The 21,234-nt window shown below is 50.4% G+C and carries 13 protein-coding genes; 5 read left to right on the top strand and 8 right to left on the bottom strand.

Features of this window, described 5'->3' with window-relative positions; all coding sequences use genetic code 11:
* The first annotated feature begins 26 nt into the window (after positions 1–26).
* Complete coding sequence (locus ACTJJJ_RS18610) at positions 27–656, top strand: LysM peptidoglycan-binding domain-containing protein (protein WP_426293635.1); 630 nt, start codon at positions 27–29, stop codon at positions 654–656.
* A 78-nt stretch (positions 657–734) separates the two neighbouring features.
* Here ACTJJJ_RS18610 and ACTJJJ_RS18605 read toward each other — a convergent pair whose 3' ends face one another.
* Complete coding sequence (locus ACTJJJ_RS18605; protein ID WP_426293634.1) at positions 735–3,629, bottom strand: outer membrane beta-barrel protein; 2,895 nt, start codon at positions 3,627–3,629, stop codon at positions 735–737.
* Between the two features lie 172 nt (positions 3,630–3,801).
* Positions 3,802–7,413 (bottom strand): PAS domain S-box protein, encoded by a 3,612-nt coding sequence (locus ACTJJJ_RS18600; protein WP_440702639.1) that lies wholly within the window; start codon positions 7,411–7,413, stop codon positions 3,802–3,804.
* An 87-nt stretch (positions 7,414–7,500) separates the two neighbouring features.
* Here ACTJJJ_RS18600 and rsmA point away from each other — a divergent pair, with 87 nt between their 5' ends.
* Positions 7,501–8,301, top strand: coding sequence for a 16S rRNA (adenine(1518)-N(6)/adenine(1519)-N(6))-dimethyltransferase RsmA (gene rsmA, locus ACTJJJ_RS18595; RefSeq protein WP_426293632.1), 801 nt, complete (start codon positions 7,501–7,503; stop codon positions 8,299–8,301).
* Positions 8,302–8,368: 67 nt separating this feature from the next.
* On the top strand, positions 8,369–9,721 hold the full coding sequence (mgtE, locus tag ACTJJJ_RS18590; RefSeq protein WP_188932508.1) for a magnesium transporter: 1,353 nt from the start codon (positions 8,369–8,371) through the stop codon (positions 9,719–9,721).
* Positions 9,722–9,731: 10 nt separating this feature from the next.
* On the opposite strand, the gene ACTJJJ_RS18585 is transcribed toward mgtE, so the two are convergent.
* Positions 9,732–11,159, bottom strand: coding sequence for an L-serine ammonia-lyase (locus ACTJJJ_RS18585; RefSeq protein ID WP_440702638.1), 1,428 nt, complete (start codon positions 11,157–11,159; stop codon positions 9,732–9,734).
* Positions 11,160–11,249: 90 nt separating this feature from the next.
* Positions 11,250–11,420, bottom strand: coding sequence for a DUF6934 family protein (locus ACTJJJ_RS18580; RefSeq protein WP_440702637.1), 171 nt, complete (start codon positions 11,418–11,420; stop codon positions 11,250–11,252).
* Positions 11,421–11,565: 145 nt separating this feature from the next.
* Here ACTJJJ_RS18580 and dtd point away from each other — a divergent pair, with 145 nt between their 5' ends.
* Together dtd and ACTJJJ_RS18570 are read left to right on the top strand one after the other, a co-directional pair.
* Complete coding sequence (gene dtd / locus ACTJJJ_RS18575) at positions 11,566–12,018, top strand: D-aminoacyl-tRNA deacylase (RefSeq protein WP_440702636.1); 453 nt, start codon at positions 11,566–11,568, stop codon at positions 12,016–12,018.
* A 45-nt stretch (positions 12,019–12,063) separates the two neighbouring features.
* Entirely contained in the window at positions 12,064–12,390 is a 327-nt protein-coding gene (locus tag ACTJJJ_RS18570) for a nucleotide pyrophosphohydrolase (protein WP_188932513.1), read from the top strand.
* 65 nt (positions 12,391–12,455) lie between these two features.
* Here the strand turns inward: ACTJJJ_RS18570 and odhB are convergent, their stop codons facing one another.
* The 4 genes from odhB to ACTJJJ_RS18550 form a co-directional block, all read right to left on the bottom strand.
* Positions 12,456–14,063, bottom strand: a complete 1,608-nt coding sequence (gene odhB / locus ACTJJJ_RS18565; RefSeq protein ID WP_440702635.1) for a 2-oxoglutarate dehydrogenase complex dihydrolipoyllysine-residue succinyltransferase — start codon at positions 14,061–14,063, stop codon at positions 12,456–12,458.
* 47 nt (positions 14,064–14,110) lie between these two features.
* A complete protein-coding gene (locus ACTJJJ_RS18560) occupies positions 14,111–16,873 on the bottom strand; it encodes a 2-oxoglutarate dehydrogenase E1 component (protein ID WP_440702634.1) in 2,763 nt (920 codons plus the stop codon).
* 112 nt (positions 16,874–16,985) lie between these two features.
* On the bottom strand, positions 16,986–17,915 hold the full coding sequence (locus tag ACTJJJ_RS18555) for a PorP/SprF family type IX secretion system membrane protein (RefSeq protein ID WP_440702633.1): 930 nt from the start codon (positions 17,913–17,915) through the stop codon (positions 16,986–16,988).
* Positions 17,916–18,014: 99 nt separating this feature from the next.
* Entirely contained in the window at positions 18,015–21,230 is a 3,216-nt protein-coding gene (locus tag ACTJJJ_RS18550) for a hypothetical protein (protein ID WP_440702632.1), read from the bottom strand.
* Between the last annotated feature and the right edge of the window lie 4 nt (positions 21,231–21,234).

Here is a 21,234-nt window from a genome sequence, read left to right as displayed (position 1 = left end):
ACTAAAAAATAGAATCCGGCCAGATTATGGAAGACGAATTCCCGAAAAAAAGAAATGTCCGTCCCACTGAAAAGTCGAATCTGCCTATTGTAACATTACTCGTGTTGGTTTTGCTGGTACTGGCAATGCTCTATGTGGGCTACGAATATATTTCTGACAGCTCTTCCAGCTCCGAGGAGCTCACATCCGTAGTTGTCGATTCGACCCTGGAAGAGAATGCTGCCGAGCCCGTCAGCGACGAGCCGGTACCCTCTGAGGAACCGGCAGAGAAACCCAAGCCCGAACCGGTTAAGGAAAAGGCCGAAGAGCCCAAGAAAGAAGATAAGCCTTCTATCTCGGCCGCATCCATTGGCGGGGAGCAAATAACCCACACTGTTCAGAGCGGGGAGACGTTTTCAAGCATCGCATCACGCTACAATCTAAAAACGGAAACTTTGAAGGGCCTAAATTCCTCGGTTTCTGATGTAAAAGGCGGTGTTACCAAGCTGAAAATACAGGTAAAAGCAGTTCACACCGTAGGCCCGGGCGACGTGCTTCGCGTGGTAGCCGGTAAATACGGTGTTACCAAAGAGGCGCTCATGAAAGCGAACGGGAGAACCCGTGACTTCTCCGAAAGAGGCGAAAAGCTCATCATCCCCTTCCCGGACAAAAAATAGATTTTGCCATTGCAAACAAAGAATCCCGGAGCCGAACGCTCCGGGATTTTCTTTGCACTGTATGAAGGGTTTAATGTTTTAATCGTTGAACCCCCGGCCGCCACCGGTTCCGCGCTCGCCGCCGCGCGGGTAACCCGCTCCGCCTTCCATATCACGTCTTCTGTAATTTCCCTCGTTGTTGGAAGGCATCTTGCCGAAGTTTCTGAGCGTGTAGGTGAATGTGAGCATAGCGTATTGGGTGAGCACCCGGTTGGTCACATCCTGCACGTAAGTTTCGGTAACATTGCGGGTAATACTGTTGTTCTGTTTTAAAATATCGAATACGGTCAGTTTCAGCTCCCCTGCATTGTTTTTCAGGAATTTCTTACCAATGCTCGCATTCCAGAGCGTAAAATTCTGGTTGTAACCCGCGCCCAAACCGCGGTAGGATTGGTTGTTGATATCGCTTTGAAGCACAAATCCCTTTCCGAAAATCCAGTTCACACGGCCAGTGATGCCTTGTGTGTAATAGTTGTTGTTCAGATTAGGCTGGATCGTGTTGCGCACCACATTGTAATTACCCGAATAAGAAACTGTAAAGTCGAGCTTGTCGCTGATGTTGCTGCTTACCACCAGGCCTTGTGAGATCGCGTAGGTGTTCGAATAATTGGGCACGTTGTTGATCATCCCCGGCGAGCGCACGTAGTTGAAACCGGTAGTCAGGTTCAAATTCAGCTTCAATGGCGCAACAGGCTTTCCGTAGGCGATGAATGAGCGCGCATTCCAGCTTCCGTCCACGTTGATCGGCGCGGTGAATTTGGCGCCTCTTTCCAAAAACAGCCCATTAGGCAGCGTCTCGGGCTTTTGGGCGATGTAGGTTGAATTTACGATCGCATTGTTGGTTTGCGTAACAAAAATCATCGCATTGAAACTGTAAGGTCTTTTCGCGCCGGCCAGCGAATAGCGCACGTTGACCATATTGCGGTACTCCTGTTTCAGATCCGGATTACCGGCTGTGAGCGATAGTGGGTTGCTGTTATCGACCACATTCTGTAACTGCGAAATCGATGGCTGGTTGGTTGAGCTGCGGAAAAAGGCCCGGAACTGTGCACCTTCTTTGGAGCGGTAGTTTACCATAAAGTTAGGCAGGATGTTGGTAAAGGACTGATCGACTTTATTGTTGACCGGCGCGAGTTGCTGGCTGTATAGGCCGGTATTCTGAAAGTCCAGGCCGATATTTGCCGACCAGCTGTTCTTTCTGTACCGGTAACCCAGCCCTGCACGGTTGGTAATGTAGCGGTTATCAAAATTGTTGGTCAAAAGCGTATCCAGATCCGAATAAGTGCCCTCATCATAGCTCATATTGTAGGTATCCTTATTGGAATTGCTGTTCTGGATTGTCAGGCCGTAGTTGAACTGCAACTGGCCGGTTGTACTGATCGGCTCGGTATACACCAGGTTTCCGCCCAAAGTGATGCCGTCCGAATGCGTAAAGCTGCGCTGATCGATCGTATCACCCCGCATGGCCGTATCACCCAGCGCGAGGTTATCGAAATACGTATTTCTTGAATAAAGGTCACGGCGGCCGTTTTTATCATTCACCTGTGTATTGAAGTTCAGTGAAACCGTACGGCCTTTTTTCTCGAACGCGTGCCGGAACAAAATGTCATTGGAGAAATTATAGCCCTTGTTGGCATTGCCCTGGCTGTTATCGGAGCTGTTGACGTTGCTGCCGTCGGAGGCCAGCGTGGTCAGCCCCGCCTTGACGCTTCCTGAATGGTTGTCCTGAAAGCTCAGCCGCGGAGTGATGATCAGCGAGTTTTTGGGGTCGATATTGTATTCAATGCGGAAGTTGAGGCGGTGATTTGAATTGGTTGTGTTAGTCCGGCTGTTTTCATTGTAAAACTGACTACTGCCCGCGCCTTGCAGAAAGTACTCCTGCGAGAGGCCCTGCACATTGCTGTTGCTGGTTCTGTTAAAGAAATAGCTGCCGCTGACATCGAGCTTCTTGCCAATTTTATTGGAATAATTTAAACCAAACGAATTCGTACCAGTGATCCCGCTCTGGTTCCCCACCAGGAAATTACCCGCAGAGCCACCCCCACCCCGGTTCCCCCCGCCTCCACCGGAGACGCCCAGCAGATCCTGGCTGGAAAAGTTCTGGTTATTGATATTATTGCTCAAGCCGATCACCGATATACGCTGGTTGCCTTTGAAAAAGCTCACATTCCCGCCCGCCTGATAGCGGTCATCGAGCCCGTAGCCTGCGAAAACTTTCCCGAACTGCCCCATCCGCTTATCGGCCTTGGTGACGATGTTGATTGTTTTCTGAGCGCTGCCATCGTCAAAACCAGTGAATTGGGCCTGATCGCTGAGCTTATCGAACACCTCGATCTTATCGACCACTTCTGCGGGAAGGTTTTTTAGGGTTAACGCCGCGTCGTCACCAAAAAATGGCTTACCATCCACCAAAACCTTATTTACGGTTTCCCCGTGAGCCGTCACCGTTCCATTTGCGACGGTAATACCGGGCATTTTCTGGATCAGATCTTCGGTAGTCGCATCCGGATTGGTCTTGAAAGCCGCCGCATTAAACTGGGTGGTATCTCCTTTTTGCTCCATGGCCGTCACCTGACCGACCACCTTCACCTCTTTCAGGTTTGCGACCGCTTCGGTAAGGGTGATCGTCCCCAGGTTTTCAATATCCTTTGTGAGGATAAGGGTTTTGGCGAAATCCTTATAACTTAAATAGGAGACTTTGACAAGGTAAGAAACCTGTTTGCTCAGACCGGTAAAAGTGAATTTCCCATTCACATCCGTGGTCACATATTCAGGCTTTGCGTCCGGGGCGTTGCGGCTGACGGCCACATAGGCTCCTACCACCGCTTCGCGGCTCACACTGTCCAGGACCGTGCCGGTAATCTGCGCATTTTGCGCCAGAGCCGGGGTGGCCAGACCGGCGAGCATCAGGACGAAGAATGTAAATCTGTTCATGACTTGTAAAGGTTTATCGCTGGTTAGAGCTCCCTTTCTTACCAAAGTTTAATGCGCTCCGGCAATAAACCTTTACAATCGACAGTATCGGATATTTTAATAGACCAACAGGCACTTTTCACCGACGAAACGGCCTGGCGTCAGCAGTCAGCTATCGGCGGTCGCAACACTATTACAGCCATTCACCCAGCAATCCCTTATAACTTGCCAGAAAACGCTCATAGGCCTTTTCCAGCTGCGGCAGCGCCTCTGCGAGCGTGCTGGTGTCATCGGATTTGAGGCGCCACTCGGCATCGCGCGCAATCTCGGCAACCTGCGAGACGCCCACCGTACCACCGCTGCCCTTCAATGTGTGCAGGTTGCTCTTGACAGTTTTTATATCACCTGTTTTATAAGCCTGCAACGCGCCGGCTACCAGCTCGTTGGACTCAGTGACGAAATCCTCGAAGACCGACCACACCAGATCAGCGCCTCCGATTCCATTGAGCTGATCGATGATTTCCTTGTCAAGGACGGGCACCATCGCCTCCTGGGCGATCTCTTTTTGCTTTTGTTCGAGCTTGCGGTTTTCGAGGTTGCCCATCAATTCCTTCACCTTCTGCACCAGCGTCTGCGCGCGGATCGGCTTGGCAATATAATCGTCCATTCCCTGGCTCATGAACCGGTCGCGATCCTCCTTCATCGAATAGGCCGTCATGGCCACAATCGGCGGAAGGCCCTTCGAGAAGCGCTTTTTGAGCTCCTGTGTCGTTTCGACCCCATCCATATCCGGCATTTGAATATCCATGAAAATGATATCGTAGCCCTTCGAATCGGAATGGTACCTTTTCTCTACCATTTCAATGGCCTTGAAACCACTTTCTGCCATGTCGGTCTCGCAGCCCGATTTTTTCAGGATCTCATTGGCCACCTTGCGGTTGACCGCATTATCGTCCACCAGCAAAATCAACGGATGGTAATCGGCAAATACGTCCTCGATCGGCGTATCTTCCACCTGCGTGATGGTGCTCACCTGCGCGATAGAGGTTTCCTTTGTTTCAAAGGTAAACCAGAAGGTGCTGCCTTCTCCGAGCGCAGACTCGACACCAATCTCCCCGTTCATTAAGGCGCAAAGCTGTTTGGAGATAGCCAGGCCCAGGCCGGTCCCGCCAAAGGATTTCCGCGACGAATTATCGAGCTGGGTAAATGATGTAAACAAGATCTGCTTATCGGTGGCACTGATACCGATTCCCGAATCCTGCACTTCCACTTTGATCTTGTGGAACAATCCCTCTTTTTTCACCAATGTCAGAATGAGCTCAACTGAGCCATTCTCGGTGAATTTCAAAGCATTGGACGTAAGATTGGACATGATCTGCAAAAGCCTTGTCTGGTCTGCAATGATGAATTTGGGAATATCGGGCCCGATACGATAGGTGAGGGTGTTGCCCTTGCTTTTGGCAGTTTGCCCGAAAAGCGAAACCAGTTTAAGCAGCAGTTCCTCCACGGCGATCGGCGCCTCGTGCAGCTCCATTTTACCCGCCTCGATTTTGGAAAGGTCGAGAATATCGTTCAATATGTTCAACAGCGTTTCCGAAGAGCGCTTGATGGTCAGCACATAATCTTTTTGCTCGGTATTCAGCGGCGTCTCGCCCAGCAAATCGATCATCCCGATCACCCCGTTCATCGGCGTGCGGATCTCGTGGCTCATGTTGGCCAGAAACCCTTCCTTTACTTTCAATGAACGTTCGGCGTGCTCCTTGGATTTGAGCAGTTCCAGCTCGTTGCGTTTGAGCTCGGTAATATCGCGCGCCAGCACGGCCACTTCGGTGGGTTTGCCTTTATCATTGGTAAACATCAGCATATTGATCATAAACTGACGCTCGGTGCCGTCCTTGCGGTACATGGTAATCTCGAAATTCCGCAGGCTTTTGGTTTTCCGAAGCCGTATCAATGCAGAGTGAATCCGCTTTTTGTCCGAGAAGAACTCGGTGATCTTATGCCCTATCACTTCATCGGGCAAATACCCCAGCCGTTTGAGCACCGACTGGCTGATCATGGTGATCTCGCCCATTCGGTTGATACGGCAATAAATATCCTGCAAGTTTTCAAAAATCCCCCTGAAAAGCTCCTCACTGTGCCTGAGCGAAAGCTCGGCTTCCTTCCGCCGCGTAATGTCACGGGCAATACCGGAAACCTCCTCGATGACCCCATCGGCATAATGAATCGGGTTCAGGTAAAATTCCAGCCACATTTCACCCGAATCTTTCCGGTCGATCTTGAATTCGAAATATTGCGGCTCACCGCGCAGCGCCTGGCGGTACTTGGTTTCAAGCGTCCGGCGGTTGCTGTTGCCTACCATCCGCCAGCCGAACTTCTCGGCGCTGGATTGAAGCGAAGGCCTCACCCCTAGCTGGTTATGGATAAGGTCTGCGTAATTTCTGTTAAATGAGGTCAGTTGCAGCGATTTGTTCACCGACCATATCAAATGCGAGCTGCTATCGAAAATAGCGTTCAACCTTGCCAGGTACTTGCTTAGCTCCTCCTCGCTCTGTTTGCGCGCAATCGCCATCGCCACCTGGCCCGAAATGAATTCGAGCAGTTCCAGATCGCGGGTGTCGAACATATTAGGATCGTCGTAGGACTTCACCCCGATAATCCCTGTGACCCGGTCGCCGATACGCAGTGGCACGCACAGGAGCACTTTTGGGGTGACGCCGTACAAATAAAGGCTATTGGTTTTGGCCAGCTTTTCAATGTCCTGGTCAGACAGGAACAGCGGCTTGTTGGACGCGATCGCATATTCGGTCAGCCCATTACCCAGCTTTCGTTTGGTAAACTTTACATTCCCTTTGAAATACTGGTCTACATAATAGGGAAAATAAATGAAGCTCTTGCTGGGGTCGTATAATGCGATAAAGAAGTTGCGGACATCGATGATCTTGCCCAGTTCTTCATGGATACCGTGGTAGAATTCTTCCAGGTTTTGGGTATTAACAGTCCAGTTGGCAATGCTGTAATACAGGCTCTGGGCTTTCTCTGCCCTTATTTTTTCTGTAAAATCATTTAAAATACAGCGAAATGCAGTCGGTTTGCCATTATCGAAACGGCAGTTGACGCTGCCTGCCACAAATACCTTTTTACCGTCGCGGTTCATAAAAACCGCTTCGAAACTCGGATTGGCGATGCCCTGCTCGATCCGCTTCAACTGTTGGAGCGCCTCCTCCTTATGCTGCGGGTGCAAGATATCCTCCATGCGCATGGAAGCGATCTCATCCAGCCCGTAGCCGAGCACCTCGCGCCAGGCCTTGTTTACAAATATGAATTTACCGTCGATTGCCACCAGCTGGATCAAATCGCTGGTATTGTCTACCAGGTCCTGCAACTGGGAATTAGATTTGGCAATGGCCGATTCCATTCTGCGTCGGCGGGTGATATCGTCGCCTACAAGTGTAATGCATTCGACCTCTTCGTTTTCCTGGTGGATCAGCACCGAGTTGATCGAGAATGTGCGCAGCGTTCCTTTCTGCGCAAGAAAGGGCACCTCGCGCTGTTCCAATTTGCGTTTGCCCTGGATACCCTCTTCGAGCATTTGCCGCACTTCCTCCTCCTCCTCGCGCGGTATCAGCTTGTCGAATATGCTGAACCCCACCAGATCCGATTCGTGCCAGCCCGTTTTCATGAGCGCATGCGGACTGACGCTTCGTACGATGAAGTCTGGTGAAAAGGTAATTCCTATCAGATTTAAATGCTGAAGTGTGTGGTGAATAGTCTGCCAGTCAGTTTGGGATAAAATCAGTTCCATGGGTCCCGTACAATCGCACTTTTAAGTTTCCTTCCAATTCTTTATTCGATAAATCTACGAATTAAGACGTAATTTTGGCCTGTGAAAATGAATTATAAAAAACCGGATAACACCAAAGTGCGTGCCAAAAAGCATCTGGGCCAGCACTTTCTGAAAGATTTGAATATTGCCCAGCGCATCGTCGAGGGCCTCTCCGGGCATGGTGGCTATGACCGCGTGCTGGAAATCGGTCCGGGTATGGGCGTGCTTACGCAATTTCTTTTACCTAAAACCAATTTCAATACCTACGTCATCGAGATCGACACCGAATCGGTAGCCTATCTTGAAAAGCATTATCCCGAGCTCGCTCCGCGCATTATCGCCGGTGACTTTCTGAAATTCAACCCGGGCGAGTATTTCCCGGACAAATTCGCGATCATCGGCAATTTCCCTTACAACATTTCTTCGCAGATATTTTTCCGGGCGCTAGAAATACGTGACCGCATTCCCGAGATCGTTTGTATGCTGCAAAAAGAAGTGGCCCAGCGCATCGCATCACCTCCCGGTAACAAGGATTACGGAATTTTGAGTGTGCTTCTGCAGGCATTCTACGAGATCGATTACCTGGTATCTGTGCCTCCCGGGGCATTCGATCCCCCTCCGAAAGTACAATCCGGGGTCATAAGGCTCCGTCGGAACGGGGTTACCGCATTGGCGTGCGATGAAAAACTGTTTTTCAGAGTGGTCAAAACTGCATTTAACCAGCGACGCAAAACCCTGCGTAACGCATTGAAACCGGTAGGCGAAATACCGGACCACCCCCTGCTCAACAAACGGGCCGAGCAATTGAGCGTCGACGAGTTCGTTACCTTGACGTTACTTGCCCAAAATGCGCAGGAAAAGAACTAAACCTGCTCTGAGAGAGTATATTAAGTAAGCTAAAAGCATTTCGCCAGTCGCTAAAAGCTCATTTACGATGACCTTCGAATTAACCCAGCTATACGTAGACCACATCCAGGAACTGATTGAGAAAGAGGACTCTGCGGCCATTCGGTCGGAAATGGAGAACCTGTTTCCTGCCGATATTACCAGCTTGCTATACGAGCTGGAAACAGAAAGCGCAAAATTCCTGATTGGTCAGTTGAATATTGAAACCGGCGCGGCTATTCTGGCCGATATGGACCGGGACGAACGCCGGGACTTTTTAAAAGCCTTCACTTCGGAGGAAATATCCAAGTTCGTCAACCTGTTTGACTCGGATGACGCCGTGGATTTGCTGAACGAGCAGCCCATACGCGTGCGCGAAGAAGTGATCGCATTGCTGGAAGACCGCGAACATGCACGCTTCATTCTGGACCTGCTTCATTACGACGAAGATGTGGCCGGCGGTCTGATGCAGAAGGAGCTTGTAAAAGCCAATGTCAACTGGACGGTGAATCAATGCATTGAAGAGCTGCGCACGCAGGCCGAGGATGTCGAGAAGGTGTATGCGGTGTATGTGGTCGACGACTTTGGCAAACTGCTTGGCATCCTCTCTTTGAAAAAGATCGTTCTGGCGCACAAAAACACCAAAATTGAAAGCTTGTATGATAAGGACGTCATTTTCGTGGAGACTTACCGCCCCGCAGAGGACGTAGCCGAGCTCATGCGGCGCTATGACCTTGACGCGCTGCCGGTTGTAAACGTCCAGGGAAAGCTGCTCGGCCGCATTACAATCGATGATATCGTGGACGTCATTACCGACCAGGCCAGCTCCGATACGCTGGCTATGGCGGGTATTACCGGTGATGTAGAGGAAGATGATAGTATCTGGCAACAAACAAAGGCGCGTTTGCCCTGGCTGCTGGTGGGTATGATGGGAGGAATTCTGGCGGCAAAATTCATCAGTTTTTTTGAAGGGGACTTAAAAATCATCCCCGCTATGGCCGCCTTCATTCCTATTATCGGTTCAACAGGGGGAAATGTAGGGATTCAAACCTCCTCGCTTATTCTGCAAAGCCTGGCCGACAAGACTGGTATCGATACTACATTAGGTCAGAGATTGATCAGGATGTTCGCCGTGGCATTTATCAATGGGATCATTATCAGTGCTATTGTATTTGGGTTCAATATGCTGATTGGAAATGAGGTGCAACTGGCGCTTGTCGTTTCGATCGCGCTAATGTCAGTGGTCTTCCTGGCCTCGTTTATGGGAACCTTAACCCCGATTGTGCTCGAAAAGATCGGCATTAATCCCGCCGTAGCGTCCGGGCCGTTCATTACCACAGCCAATGACCTGATCGGCTACGGCGTTTACTTCGGCCTGGCGCATTTACTGTTGCGCTTATAATCTCATCGAATCAGCATTCGCTCAGACTGATCGGAATGTTCACTGCAAGGCCGCCCTCGGAAGTTTCCTTATAACGGTTATTCATATCCAATGCGGTTTCCCACATGGTTTTAACCACATTGTCCAGCGAAACCTTGGCATTCTCGGGATTGCTCTGCAATGCAAGCTGGGAAGCAGTAATAGCCTTGATCGCCCCCATCGTGTTGCGCTCAATGCAGGGGATCTGAACCAAACCGGCCACCGGGTCGCAGGTGAGCCCGAGATGATGCTCCATAGCGATTTCTGCGGCCATTAAGCACTGCTCCACACTTCCGCCCGAGACCTGGGCGAGACCTGCCGCCGCCATCGCAGACGACACGCCGATCTCTGCCTGGCAGCCACCCATTGCCGCTGAAATCGTCGCACCTTTCTTGAAAATGCTGCCGATCTCACCCGCTGTCAGCAGAAAGCGGAAAATATCCTCTTGCGTACCGCCGCAGAATGTCATATGAAATTGCAGCACCGCCGGGATCACACCCGCAGCGCCATTGGTAGGAGCTGTTACCACGCGGCTATAAGAAGCGTTCTGCTCGTTGACTGCCAGCGCGAAGCAACTTACCCAGTCGAGCGTATAGTTAAACCCGGAGCCGCTGTTACGAATCAGCTCGATCCATTCGTCGCAGCCGGCGCAGGCATGTCCTTTCAGCAGTTTCTGGTTCAGTTCCGCTGCCCTCCGCTGCACATTGAGCCCGCCCGGCAATATCCCCTTATGTTGGCAACCCAGGAAAATACTATCCTGCATTACCCGCCAGATATTTAGTAGATCTTTCCGGATAGCCGTATCATCCTTCCAAATACGCTCATTGTCCAGCACCAGCTCCCAGATCGCCTTGCCCGTAGCACGGTGCCATTCAAGCAAATCCGAAGCCTGGTCGACCGGATAGGGAATTTCAGCCGATGCTGCGCTGCCCGAAGCCTCCCGGCCCTCCTGGATCACAAAGCCACCGCCTATCGAGTAATAAGTTTCTTCGAGCACCTGCCCCTCAGAGCAAATCGCCGCAAAAGCTACGCCATTCGGGTGAAACGGAAGTGACTCCGTTTTGTGAAACACCACATCTGTTTTGGGATTAAAATGAATCTGCATTTCTCCGTGCAAACGGATCGTCTCACTCGCCGCTATATCGGCGAGAATGCGGTCGATCGAGCTAGTCTCGATCGTCACCGGATCATAGCCGCTCAGTCCGAGGATCACTGCAATATCGGTACCATGTCCCTTGCCCGTTTTGGCCAGTGAACCATAAAGATGCGCGGTGATCTTCTGTACGCATCCCAGCAAGCCCTTCTCTTTTGCTGTACCCAAAAACTGCTGCGCCGCGCGCCACGGCCCCAGGGTATGAGAACTCGACGGGCCAATGCCTATCTTAAAAATGTCAAAAACTGAAATGCGTTCTTCTGTCATACAATGTGGTGCCCCAAAAGAGTTACTTCTTAACCTGTCGATCGCGAAGCTCGGGTGGTAGTGGCGTATTTTTCTGTCATTTTCATAGCATCATAACAATTTTGATACAAGAAATGCTGCGTAATTTACATTTTTTTCAAAAGGACACCAGCCTCCACCCCAATATCCCCATGCATTATATTCTCTACTGATCATTTCGTAGTTGTTACTAATAGTGAGTCTATACCATCTTGTCCCGGACGCTGTGCTGCCGGTAATCATTTGATTACCCGGTAAGCAGGTTTACCCACCAAAAATGCGAACGGTCATATCCATCGAACCAACGGCTTTTTAAAGCTTACACAGGTCATTTTTAGAAGAGAACCCGTACTTTTGCCCTCATTCAGAAGTATCGACATATTGAAATATGATTGCAGTAATCCAGCGCGTGAGCAGCGCTTCGGTGACCATCGACGGTAAAGTAAAAGGAGAAATTAAAACCGGTTTTATGGTCCTGCTGGGAATCACTCATGCTGATTTGCCGGAAGATATAGAGTGGCTGGGAAAGAAGATCGTCGGGCTCCGCGTATTCAATGACGAGGAAGGCAAAATGAACCTGGATTTGAAGACCGTGAATGGGGATATTCTGCTGATCAGCCAGTTTACATTACATGCGAGCACCAAAAAAGGCAACCGCCCGTCCTTTATCGAGGCGGCCAAACCGAATATCGCCATTCCTATCTACGAGAAGATGATCGAGTTCCTCTCCCAGGAAGTCGGCAAACCTATTCAAACCGGCGAATTTGGCGCAGATATGAAAGTGTCGCTGCTCAATGACGGACCGGTAACCATCGTAATAGATTCGAAAAACAGAATATAAAACTGAGATTCAAAAAGTTACTAGTCACTCATTCAAAATAAGAATATGACCATTCACGAAGCACAAGACCAGGTCGATCAATGGATCAAAACCTACGGCGTCAGATACTTTTCAGAACTGACCAACATGACGATCCTTACCGAGGAAGTGGGCGAACTTGCGCGCATTATGGCGCGTACCTACGGCGACCAGTCATTCAAAAAATCGGATATGGGCAAAGATCTTGGCGATGAAATGGCTGATGTGCTCTGGGTACTGATCTGCCTGGCCAACCAGACGGGCATTAATCTTACCGAAGCATTTGAAAAGAACCTGGCCAAGAAAACGGAACGCGACAAGGACCGCCACAAGCAGAATGAGAAACTGCAATAGCCTATAACAAAACAGGCCCGGATCTCCGGGCCTGTTTTGTTATCTATTCTTAGAAAACGATAATACTACATATCCAACAACAGACGCATCGGGTCTTCGAGCAGCTGCTTCACGCGTACCAGGAAGCTTACCGAATCCTTGCCGTCTATCGTGCGGTGATCGTATGACAACGCTACATACATAATCGGGCGAACCACGATCTGACCATCTACTACAACCGGGCGCTCTACGATATTGTGCATACCCAGGATAGCCGATTGCGGCGCATTGATGATCGGGGTAGAAAGCATCGACCCGAATGTACCACCGTTAGTGATCGTGAATGTTCCGCCGGACATCTCATCAAGTCCCAGCTTACCATCCCGTGCGCGAACCGCCAAACGAACGATTTCCTTCTCGATTGCGGCAAACGATAATGTTTCGGCATTGCGGATAACGGGTACTACCAGCCCGCGCGGTGTTGAAACTGCCACCGAAATATCAGCAAAATCGTTGTAAACCAGCTCCTCGCCATCGATATAGGCATTTACAACCGGGAAGTCTTTCAACGCGACCGTTACTGCCTTCACGAAGAATGACATAAAGCCAAGCCCTACTTCGTGTTTTTCTTTGAATTTATCCTTGAATTTAGACCGCAGATCCATTACCGGTTTCATATCCACCTCATTGAAGGTGGTAAGCATGGCCGTTTCATTTTTCACCGCAACCAAACGGCGTGCGATGGTTTTACGCAGCGAGGACATTTTCTCGCGGCGCGACGCACGCGCGCCAGCCGATGCTGCGGCAGTCGATACTGCGGCAGCAGGAGCCGGAGCAGCAGGTTTAGCCGCAGCAGGAGCCGCCGCTGGTGCTGCCTTTTCCGCTTTCAAAGCATCGTCCTTCATGATTTTGCCTCCTGAACCGGAACCGTTCACATCTTTCGGATCGATTCCTTTTTCAGCCAGGATTTTGGCAGCAACTGGCGATGCATGTTTTTCGCTGTAAGCTTTGTCGGCAGAAGCCGCTGCCGCCGTCTGGCTGCTCGCCTGCGGAGCTGCCGCCGGAGCGCCCGCCGTCACCGCGATCGTGCAGATAACTGCGCCAATCGAGAGCGTGTCTCCTTCTTTTCCTACAATTGTGAGTATACCCGCAGCTTCTGCCGGCAGTTCGAATGTTGCTTTATCGGATTCCAGCTCACAGAGAATTTCGTCCACCGCTACATAGTCACCATCTTTTTTGCTCCAAGAAGCAATGGTAACCTCACTGATAGACTCGCCCACAGCCGGAACTTTCATTTCGTAGACCTGGCCAGTCGATACGGGAGCTGCTGGTGCAGTGGATGCTGCCGCAGTGGACGCTGCCGGGGCTTCAGCCTTAGCGGGTTCTGCCGGGGCTGCCGCAGCAGGAGCCGGTGCTGCTTCCGCTTTGGGAGCAGTTTCTTTCGGAGCAGCGCCATTAGCGGCATCGATGGTGGCGATCAGCTCACCGATATTCAACGTATCGCCTTCCTGCGCTTTAATATGCAATATACCTTCTGCTTCCGCAGTAAGTTCAAATGTCGCCTTGTCCGAATCCAGCCCGCAGATCACCTCGTCCATCTTCACAAAATCACCATCATTTTTGAACCAGTTTCCTATCGTAACCTCGGTAATCGACTCGCCAACGGGCGGTACTTTTATTTCAATTTCAGCCATTTTATGTGCAATCTTGTTATTGAATTAAGTCAAAAATTATAGGAATATCATTCAAAAGCCCTGTTGATGATTTCCGCTTGCTCCTTTGTATGGATTTTTGAGAAACCTGTCGATGGCGAAGCACTCGGCTCGCGGGCGATTACCTGCAATGGTTTCACGCCTTTGTACATGCGCAGCAGGAATGTCCAGCCGCCCATATTGAATGGTTCTTCCTGTACCCAGTAAACACTTGCATTTTCGTACCGGCTCAGGTGCGCGTCGATCTGCGTTTGCGGGAACGGATGCATTTGTTCCAAACGAATGATCGCCACATCGTCGCGCTTGTCGGCTTGCTGCCTTTCGTATAGTTCATAATACAGCTTGCCGGTGCAAAGCAATACTTTCTTCACTTTCTTCGGATCTGCATAAGTATCGCCGATCGTTTCCTGGAATGAGCCGCTTACAAGGCTCTCGATCGGGGAAACGCAAAGCGGGTGACGGAGCATCGATTTCGGCGACATCACAACCAACGGTTTCCGGAATGGAAACTTCAACTGCCTGCGAAGCAAGTGGAAGAAGTTGGCTGGTGTGGTTACGTTCGCTACGATCAGGTTGTAGTTAGCCGAAAGTTGCAGGTAACGCTCCGGACGCGCATTGGAGTGCTCGGGTCCCTGGCCCTCGTAGCCGTGCGGCAACAGCATCACCAGACCTGTCCAGCGGTCCCATTTGGTTTCGCTCGATGTTACAAACTGGTCGATAATCACCTGTGTGCCGTTGGCAAAGTCTCCAAACTGCGCTTCCCAGATCACCAGTGCATTCGGGTTTGCCATCGAATAACCGAATTCAAAACCCAATACCCCGTATTCGGAAAGCAGCGAGTTGTAGATCATGAATTGGCCCTGGCCTTCCTGGATATGCTGCAAGCTATTGTAGGCTTCATTGGTTTCCACATCGCGCAACACTGCATGGCGGTGGGAGAATGTACCGCGCTGTACGTCCTGGCCGCTCAAACGGACGATATTGCCTTCCGTAAGGATCGAACCGTATGCAAGTAGCTCGGCAGTAGCCCAGTTTACCTCCTTTTTATCGAAGATCATTTGCTCACGGTCTTTGAGCAACTTGTCGATCTGTTTCAATCTGTTGAAGCTCTCAGGGGTGCTGATCAGCGCTTTTCCTATCTTTTCGAGCACATCCTGAGGCACGCCGGTCTCTGGCGATTTCTCAAAATCTTCGGGTTTGGATTTACGCAGGCTGTGCCATTCCTGTTCCAGTTTCGGCATGGTGTATGGCAGCGCTTTCTGCTTGACCATATCAAGGCGCTCCTGCAATAGCTGCTTGAACTCCTTGTCCATATTAGCCGCCAGCTGTGCATCCACATCTCCGCGTTCGGCCAGTGTTTTCTGGTAGATCTCGCGCGGATTCTGATGGTTCTCGATGGATTTGTAGAGAACCGGCTGCGTAAATTTCGGTTCGTCCGCCTCGTTGTGTCCGTGACGGCGGTAGCAAACCATATCAATGAATATGTCTTTGTTGAACTTCTGACGGTACTCTACCGCAAGGCGCATACAATAAACAACTGCCTCCGGATCATCTCCATTGACGTGTAATACCGGCGCATCGACGATTTTAGCGATATCCGTACAGTATATCGACGAGCGGGCGTCGACAAAGTCGGTCGTAAAACCAACCTGGTTGTTGATCACAAAATGGATGGTACCACCGGTGTAGTAGCCATTCAGTGCCGACATCTGGGTTACTTCATAAACGATACCCTGGCCTGCCACTGCGGCATCGCCATGGATCAATACCGGCAGCACGCGGTCGTAATCGCTATCGTACATCCCATCGGCGCGGGCGCGAATGTAACCTTCCACTACCGGGTTGACCGCTTCAAGGTGCGATGGGTTCGGCGCCAGTTTCAGGTGTACGTTGTTACCGTCTTTGGTGGTGATCTGGCTGGCAAAACCCATGTGGTATTTCACATCGCCGTCTCCCCAGACCTGATCGGGCAGGTTACCTTCAAATTCGTTGAAGATCTGTCCGTAGGTTTTCTGCATGATGTTGGCAAGCACGTTCAGGCGGCCGCGGTGGGCCATACCGATCATCACTTCCACCACACCCATTTCGGCAGCTTTGTTGATCATCGCGTCCAGCGCGGGGATCGTCGTTTCACCGCCTTCCAGCGAGAAACGCTTCTGTCCGAGGTATTTGGTATGCAAAAAGTTTTCGAAAACAACCGCCTCGTTCAACTTCGAGAGAATGTGCTTTTTCTCATCGATCGAGAAAGTCATTGTCAATGCTTCCTTTTCGATCTTCTTGCGCAACCAGCTTTTTTGCTCGCGGTCGCGGATGTACAGATATTCGAAACCGATATTTCTTGCATAGATCGTCTTCAATGAATCGACAATCTCACGCAGCGTGGCCGGACGATCAAAGACCTCAACACCGGCTTCAAAAACGGTATCGAGGTCTTCGGGGCCCAGATTAAAATCAGCGATGTCCAATTGGGGGCGGCGGTCTTTCCTTTTCTGGATCGGGTTTGTAGTCGCCAGAAGGTGTCCCCGGGACCTATATCCACGGATCAAATGCACCACTTCCATTTCCTTGCGGATGCGTGCAGGGTCCGATTTTCCAACTACCGCGGCCTCCTTGCCGTTGGCAGAACCATTGGCGTGTCCGTTGCCGGCGACAGGAAATTTTTGATAGAAATCATAACCTTCAAAAAACTTTTGCCAGCCTTCGTCCACGGAAGCGGCATCTTGCTTATAGGAATTGTACAATTCTTCAATATAAGCGGCGTCGGAATTTGCTATATAAGTGTATTTATCCATCACAAAAGTGAGTATTTCATTTACGGCACAAAGGTACGAGAGTTATGTAAAGATTACGAATAAAAATATCCTTTTAACTTAACTGAAAGACGATTTGGAATGGCTCTCGACATCAATATTTCTGGAAACCTTTGGGATTGGGAATAAATTTCAGCATGAGCTCGTGGATCCCTTTCGGCCCCGAGTAGGACGCATAGATCTGTTCTGCCTGCCGCGTGCTGTAAAAGTAGCCCAACCGCACATTTCTTCCCAGCTGAACCTCAGCGGTTAACTGCAAATAATCCACTTTTGCCGATACAGCGTTATATCCTCCGCCCACGCGATAAGACGCGCCTAACCCTACCTTCTCCCTGAACCAAAACCGCGAACCGACATCAAATCTGAGTTTATGCTCCTTTTCCTGGATAAATAAAACATGCGGCAGCATCATTACGTCTTCGCTCAAATCGTAGCTTCCGCCGGCCGTGATGTAAAGAGGCCGGCGGTAAAGTGTCCCTATGATCTGATCGCCGAATTTCTGTGAGAGCACTTCCGGTTTGGAAATACCAAAATACAGCTGATCCGAACGCAGCCAGGCACCCAGCCCGAAACTGCCCAGCGCGCGGTTGTTGCTGATAAAGGTACCATCCGAAACCGGCAGCACATTGATCCCGCCCTGCGCGCCAAGGCCCAGTTTCCAGGTCTCGGACAAGCCCAGGTGAAATGCGAACGAGCCGACGAAACCGGTAGTTGTGAAATAGCTGGTTTGGTCATTCAAAGCCTGAAAGCCTATCCCGAACTTGCCGTTTGCGATTGTACCGTCGGCAGCGAAGGTTTGGCTGGTAGGCGAATTGGGGATATTGAACCATTTCCTTCGAAAAATGGCGGTCATATTAAAGTCTTCTCGCGCGCCCGTGAAGCCCGGGTTGATCGACATCGGGTTCTGAACATATTGTTCATACAACACTTCCCGCTGCGCCGTAGCCGCGCCAAGGCTTCCCGCTAGTAATGTTATCGCAAGAAAAACCTTTCTCGAATAGTGATGTGTGTTCTTCAAGAACATAGCACTGAATTTGGGTTATTGTAAACAAAAATGGCAGGAGAGTCAGTCTCTTGCCATCTTTATAACGCTCTGATATTGCTTTTTTACTGCCCGGTCCGATCAAAAATCGTAACCCAGTGTTACGTAAGGAATTGGCTTGTTGGTATAACCGTTATCAACTCCCCAGGCGTAATCAAATTTGGCATAGAAGCCAAACAATGTCGTTCTCACCCCGGCCCCATAGCCCATCAGGTAAGGGTTTTTATAGTTGGTAACCGTTGCCCGGAATGGCTCGTTTTCATCCCCGATGATCTGGGTGTTCAGGCTGTTATTCTCGCTAAATGGACCTTTGCCCGTCCAGGCAGTCCCAATATCGCCAAAGCCGACGATCTGGAAGTTGCGCAGGAAGCTCGATGTGATCGCGCCACGGTAAAGGTATTTTACCAGCGGGATTCTCAGTTCGGCGTTAAGCAGCATGTAGCTTGTGCCCGATAGCCTGTTCAGTTTAAATCCGCGCAGGTTTGTCGCGAAATCGGCAAAGAAAATGTCGCGATTGTCACGCTGGAAGTTCAGCGGGTTATCACCAGTACGGGTTTCTTTACGGTTACCCAGCCAGTTTTCCATACCTCCAAGGATATTCTGCTTAGGCGCCCGTCCGCCCGAATGGCTGGCAGATGCGCGCACGGCCAGGATCAGGTCGCGGTGGATTTTCTGATAATGGCGGAAGTCGAGACTCACGCGGTTGAAGCTCTCGTTTCCGTTACTCAAACCCTGGTACAAGTCGTAACGCAGCTTGAAGCGCGTTCCTTCCATCATATTCATCCCATTCACGCGGGTGTTGTCGAATACAAATTCACTGCGCAAACCTCCGTAGTTAGAAGACATATCCGGATTGGTCAGCAGCACCTCGATCATTCTCGTGGAGGTGAACATGGGCGATACCGAGAAACGGCTCGTGGTCGAGAACGGGTAGGATGCCGTGAACATCAGCTGGTTGAAACGGTATTTCTGGATGAGCCCTTCCGAATCGTTGTAAAGTGTTTTGCGGTCCACACGCAAGCCAAAGTCGATGCGATATGTATTGTTGTTGTACTCGGCAAACAAATCGCTGTTACGGAAATTAGACGAAATGAAGATCCCGGCTTTAATCACGTGGTTTTCCAGCAGGTCATTCATCGAAATGGATTGTGCATAGCCAAATCCACGGATCGGGTCGATGCGCCAGTCCGAACTGGCGTCGTTGGTGATAAACAAGCCCTTATAATTGTATGGTCCTTTGATGGCGATATTTTCACGGACAGCCTTGGTACGTGTCGCCACACCCGGGGTGGTCGGGAAACTGCCCCGGTTCCTTCTGGATTCAAATGACTTTAAGATCTCTTCATCAAACTCGTAGTTATCGGTATCAACCTCGCCTTCTTTCAATGCGAGCTTGTTTGCTTGCTCGGCTTGCGCTGCTTTGGCGACAGAATCGGTTTTGGCGACATTGGCCGCGCCGGCATTACCGGGGCTACCCGCGCTGGCAACGGTCAGCGATGGCGGATTCACCGTTGCATTAATATCAAATCCATTCTTAAAAGCGGCAGTGTAATACCCGTCGTTCAGGTAGGTATAGGCCAATGCGCCGCCGGCAGCTTTCAGGTTTACATCGGCATTGCGAATATTCTGAATGTAATTTGTGAGCTGAACGCTGGTTTGGGAAGCACGGTTGTATTTGTATAGATTATTGACACCCTTGCCATTGGAAAGGTAAACCACATCATTTTCATCGGCGTAAACCGGGGTTACCTTGGTCTTTCCCTCTGATTCGACCAGCTTGATCATGTTCTCCGACCTTGGCGTGCCGTCGTGCTCAAACAAGGTATAGGAAGGGGCAATCGACTTGAAGTTGCCTTTGTCTCCCCTACCCAGCGAGTCGACCGGCCGGTTGGAAGAGAAAACGACCCTGCGAGAGGAACCTTGAATAAATCGGGGCGAAAGATCGTCGTAAAGGTCATTGGTCAATGGCAATGCAGAAGCCCTGGCCACGCTGATCAGGAAAATATCGTTCTGGCCGGCCTTATCTGCGCTCACGGCGAGCATAGATCCGTCGTGGGACACATCCATATCCACGATCTGGTCAAGCCCGCGGATATTGCGCTTCGTTTTGATTTTGATTTTCTTGGTACCTACATTTTCGAACATGTACAGGTTCTTCTTGTCGTTCTCATTGGCAAGGATCGTCAGTACATTGTTTCTCGACCAGCCCAAAAGTGGCGGCTGCGTTTTCATACGGCCACCGATAATGTCGAGCTTGCCCTGGCGTACCACTTTCTTGGAACCCGTTTCACTATCAAACAAATACACACGATAGCGACCGTTTTTGATCTCGCTTACAGCCGTAAACTTTTTATCCGGCGAAATCTTGATCACCGCGCTGGCGTCGGTCACGTTGAACTCATTGAGCTTATATTTCCAGCTCGGGTTGGGGTCTGTATAAAACTGTTCGGCGTTCTTGGTCTGGTTCAGGTAATAGGCCCGCCAGTCGCGCAGAAAACGGTTATAGGATTGTACACCGAGCGTGCTGGTAATACTGGTTTGCTCGGTACGGATAATGCGGGTCAGGTTTAGAATATCTGAAATCTTGTCCTTTCCGTAGCGCTCGGCAATGTAGTTCCAGATCGAATGCCCGATCAGCGTCGCGTCGTCGCCCGTCATCAGCGTAGGCTTGCGTATGTTGCGGTTTTTGAAGAAATCGCGCATGTAATCGTTCAGCTCAGGCGACCACCCCTCGGCAATGTAAGCCGCTGTTCCGGACATAAACCATTCGGGCAATGTGAGCAGCAGCGAGCTCTGCAACGCTTCTTTCATGTTACCGCCATAAAGCATGTCGTACACGAAAAGAAGGCTGATATCCCGCACCAGTTTCTTACGAAAACCGATCTGATCACCCGTATATGCCACTTCCACGCGTGACTGCGAAAGATTGAGCTTCTGGTCGCTGAGATTATCCAGCACCGAAAGCCCCATGTTGCTTTGTTCGAGCTCCGCGGGCGAATTGTAGAGAAATATTTTTACGCGGTTATAGGGCGTCCAGCCGAGTACATCGGTGATTTTATCAAATTCGCTTTCAGCATATTGCGCCGTCAGCTTGGCGAGTGCGGTGCCGCCCTGGTAGTGGTAGATTTCGAAGTTGGTGGTTCGGAATATCTTCCAGTTGAACTTCTTGTATTGAACCCGGTTCTTTCCAAAAGTCTCCTGTGAAGGATAGCGCTGTGCTATTGATTCTGTAAATAATCCCAAAACCGCTAAAAGACCGATCGAAAAGGTTAATGTGTAAATATATCTTCTGCTCATATTG

It is taken from the genome of Dyadobacter sp. 22481, from assembly GCF_052044875.1.
Taxonomy (GTDB): domain Bacteria; phylum Bacteroidota; class Bacteroidia; order Cytophagales; family Spirosomataceae; genus Dyadobacter; species Dyadobacter endophyticus.
Note: the sequence above shows the minus strand (reverse complement) of the source record. Positions and strands in the feature narration are given on the sequence as shown.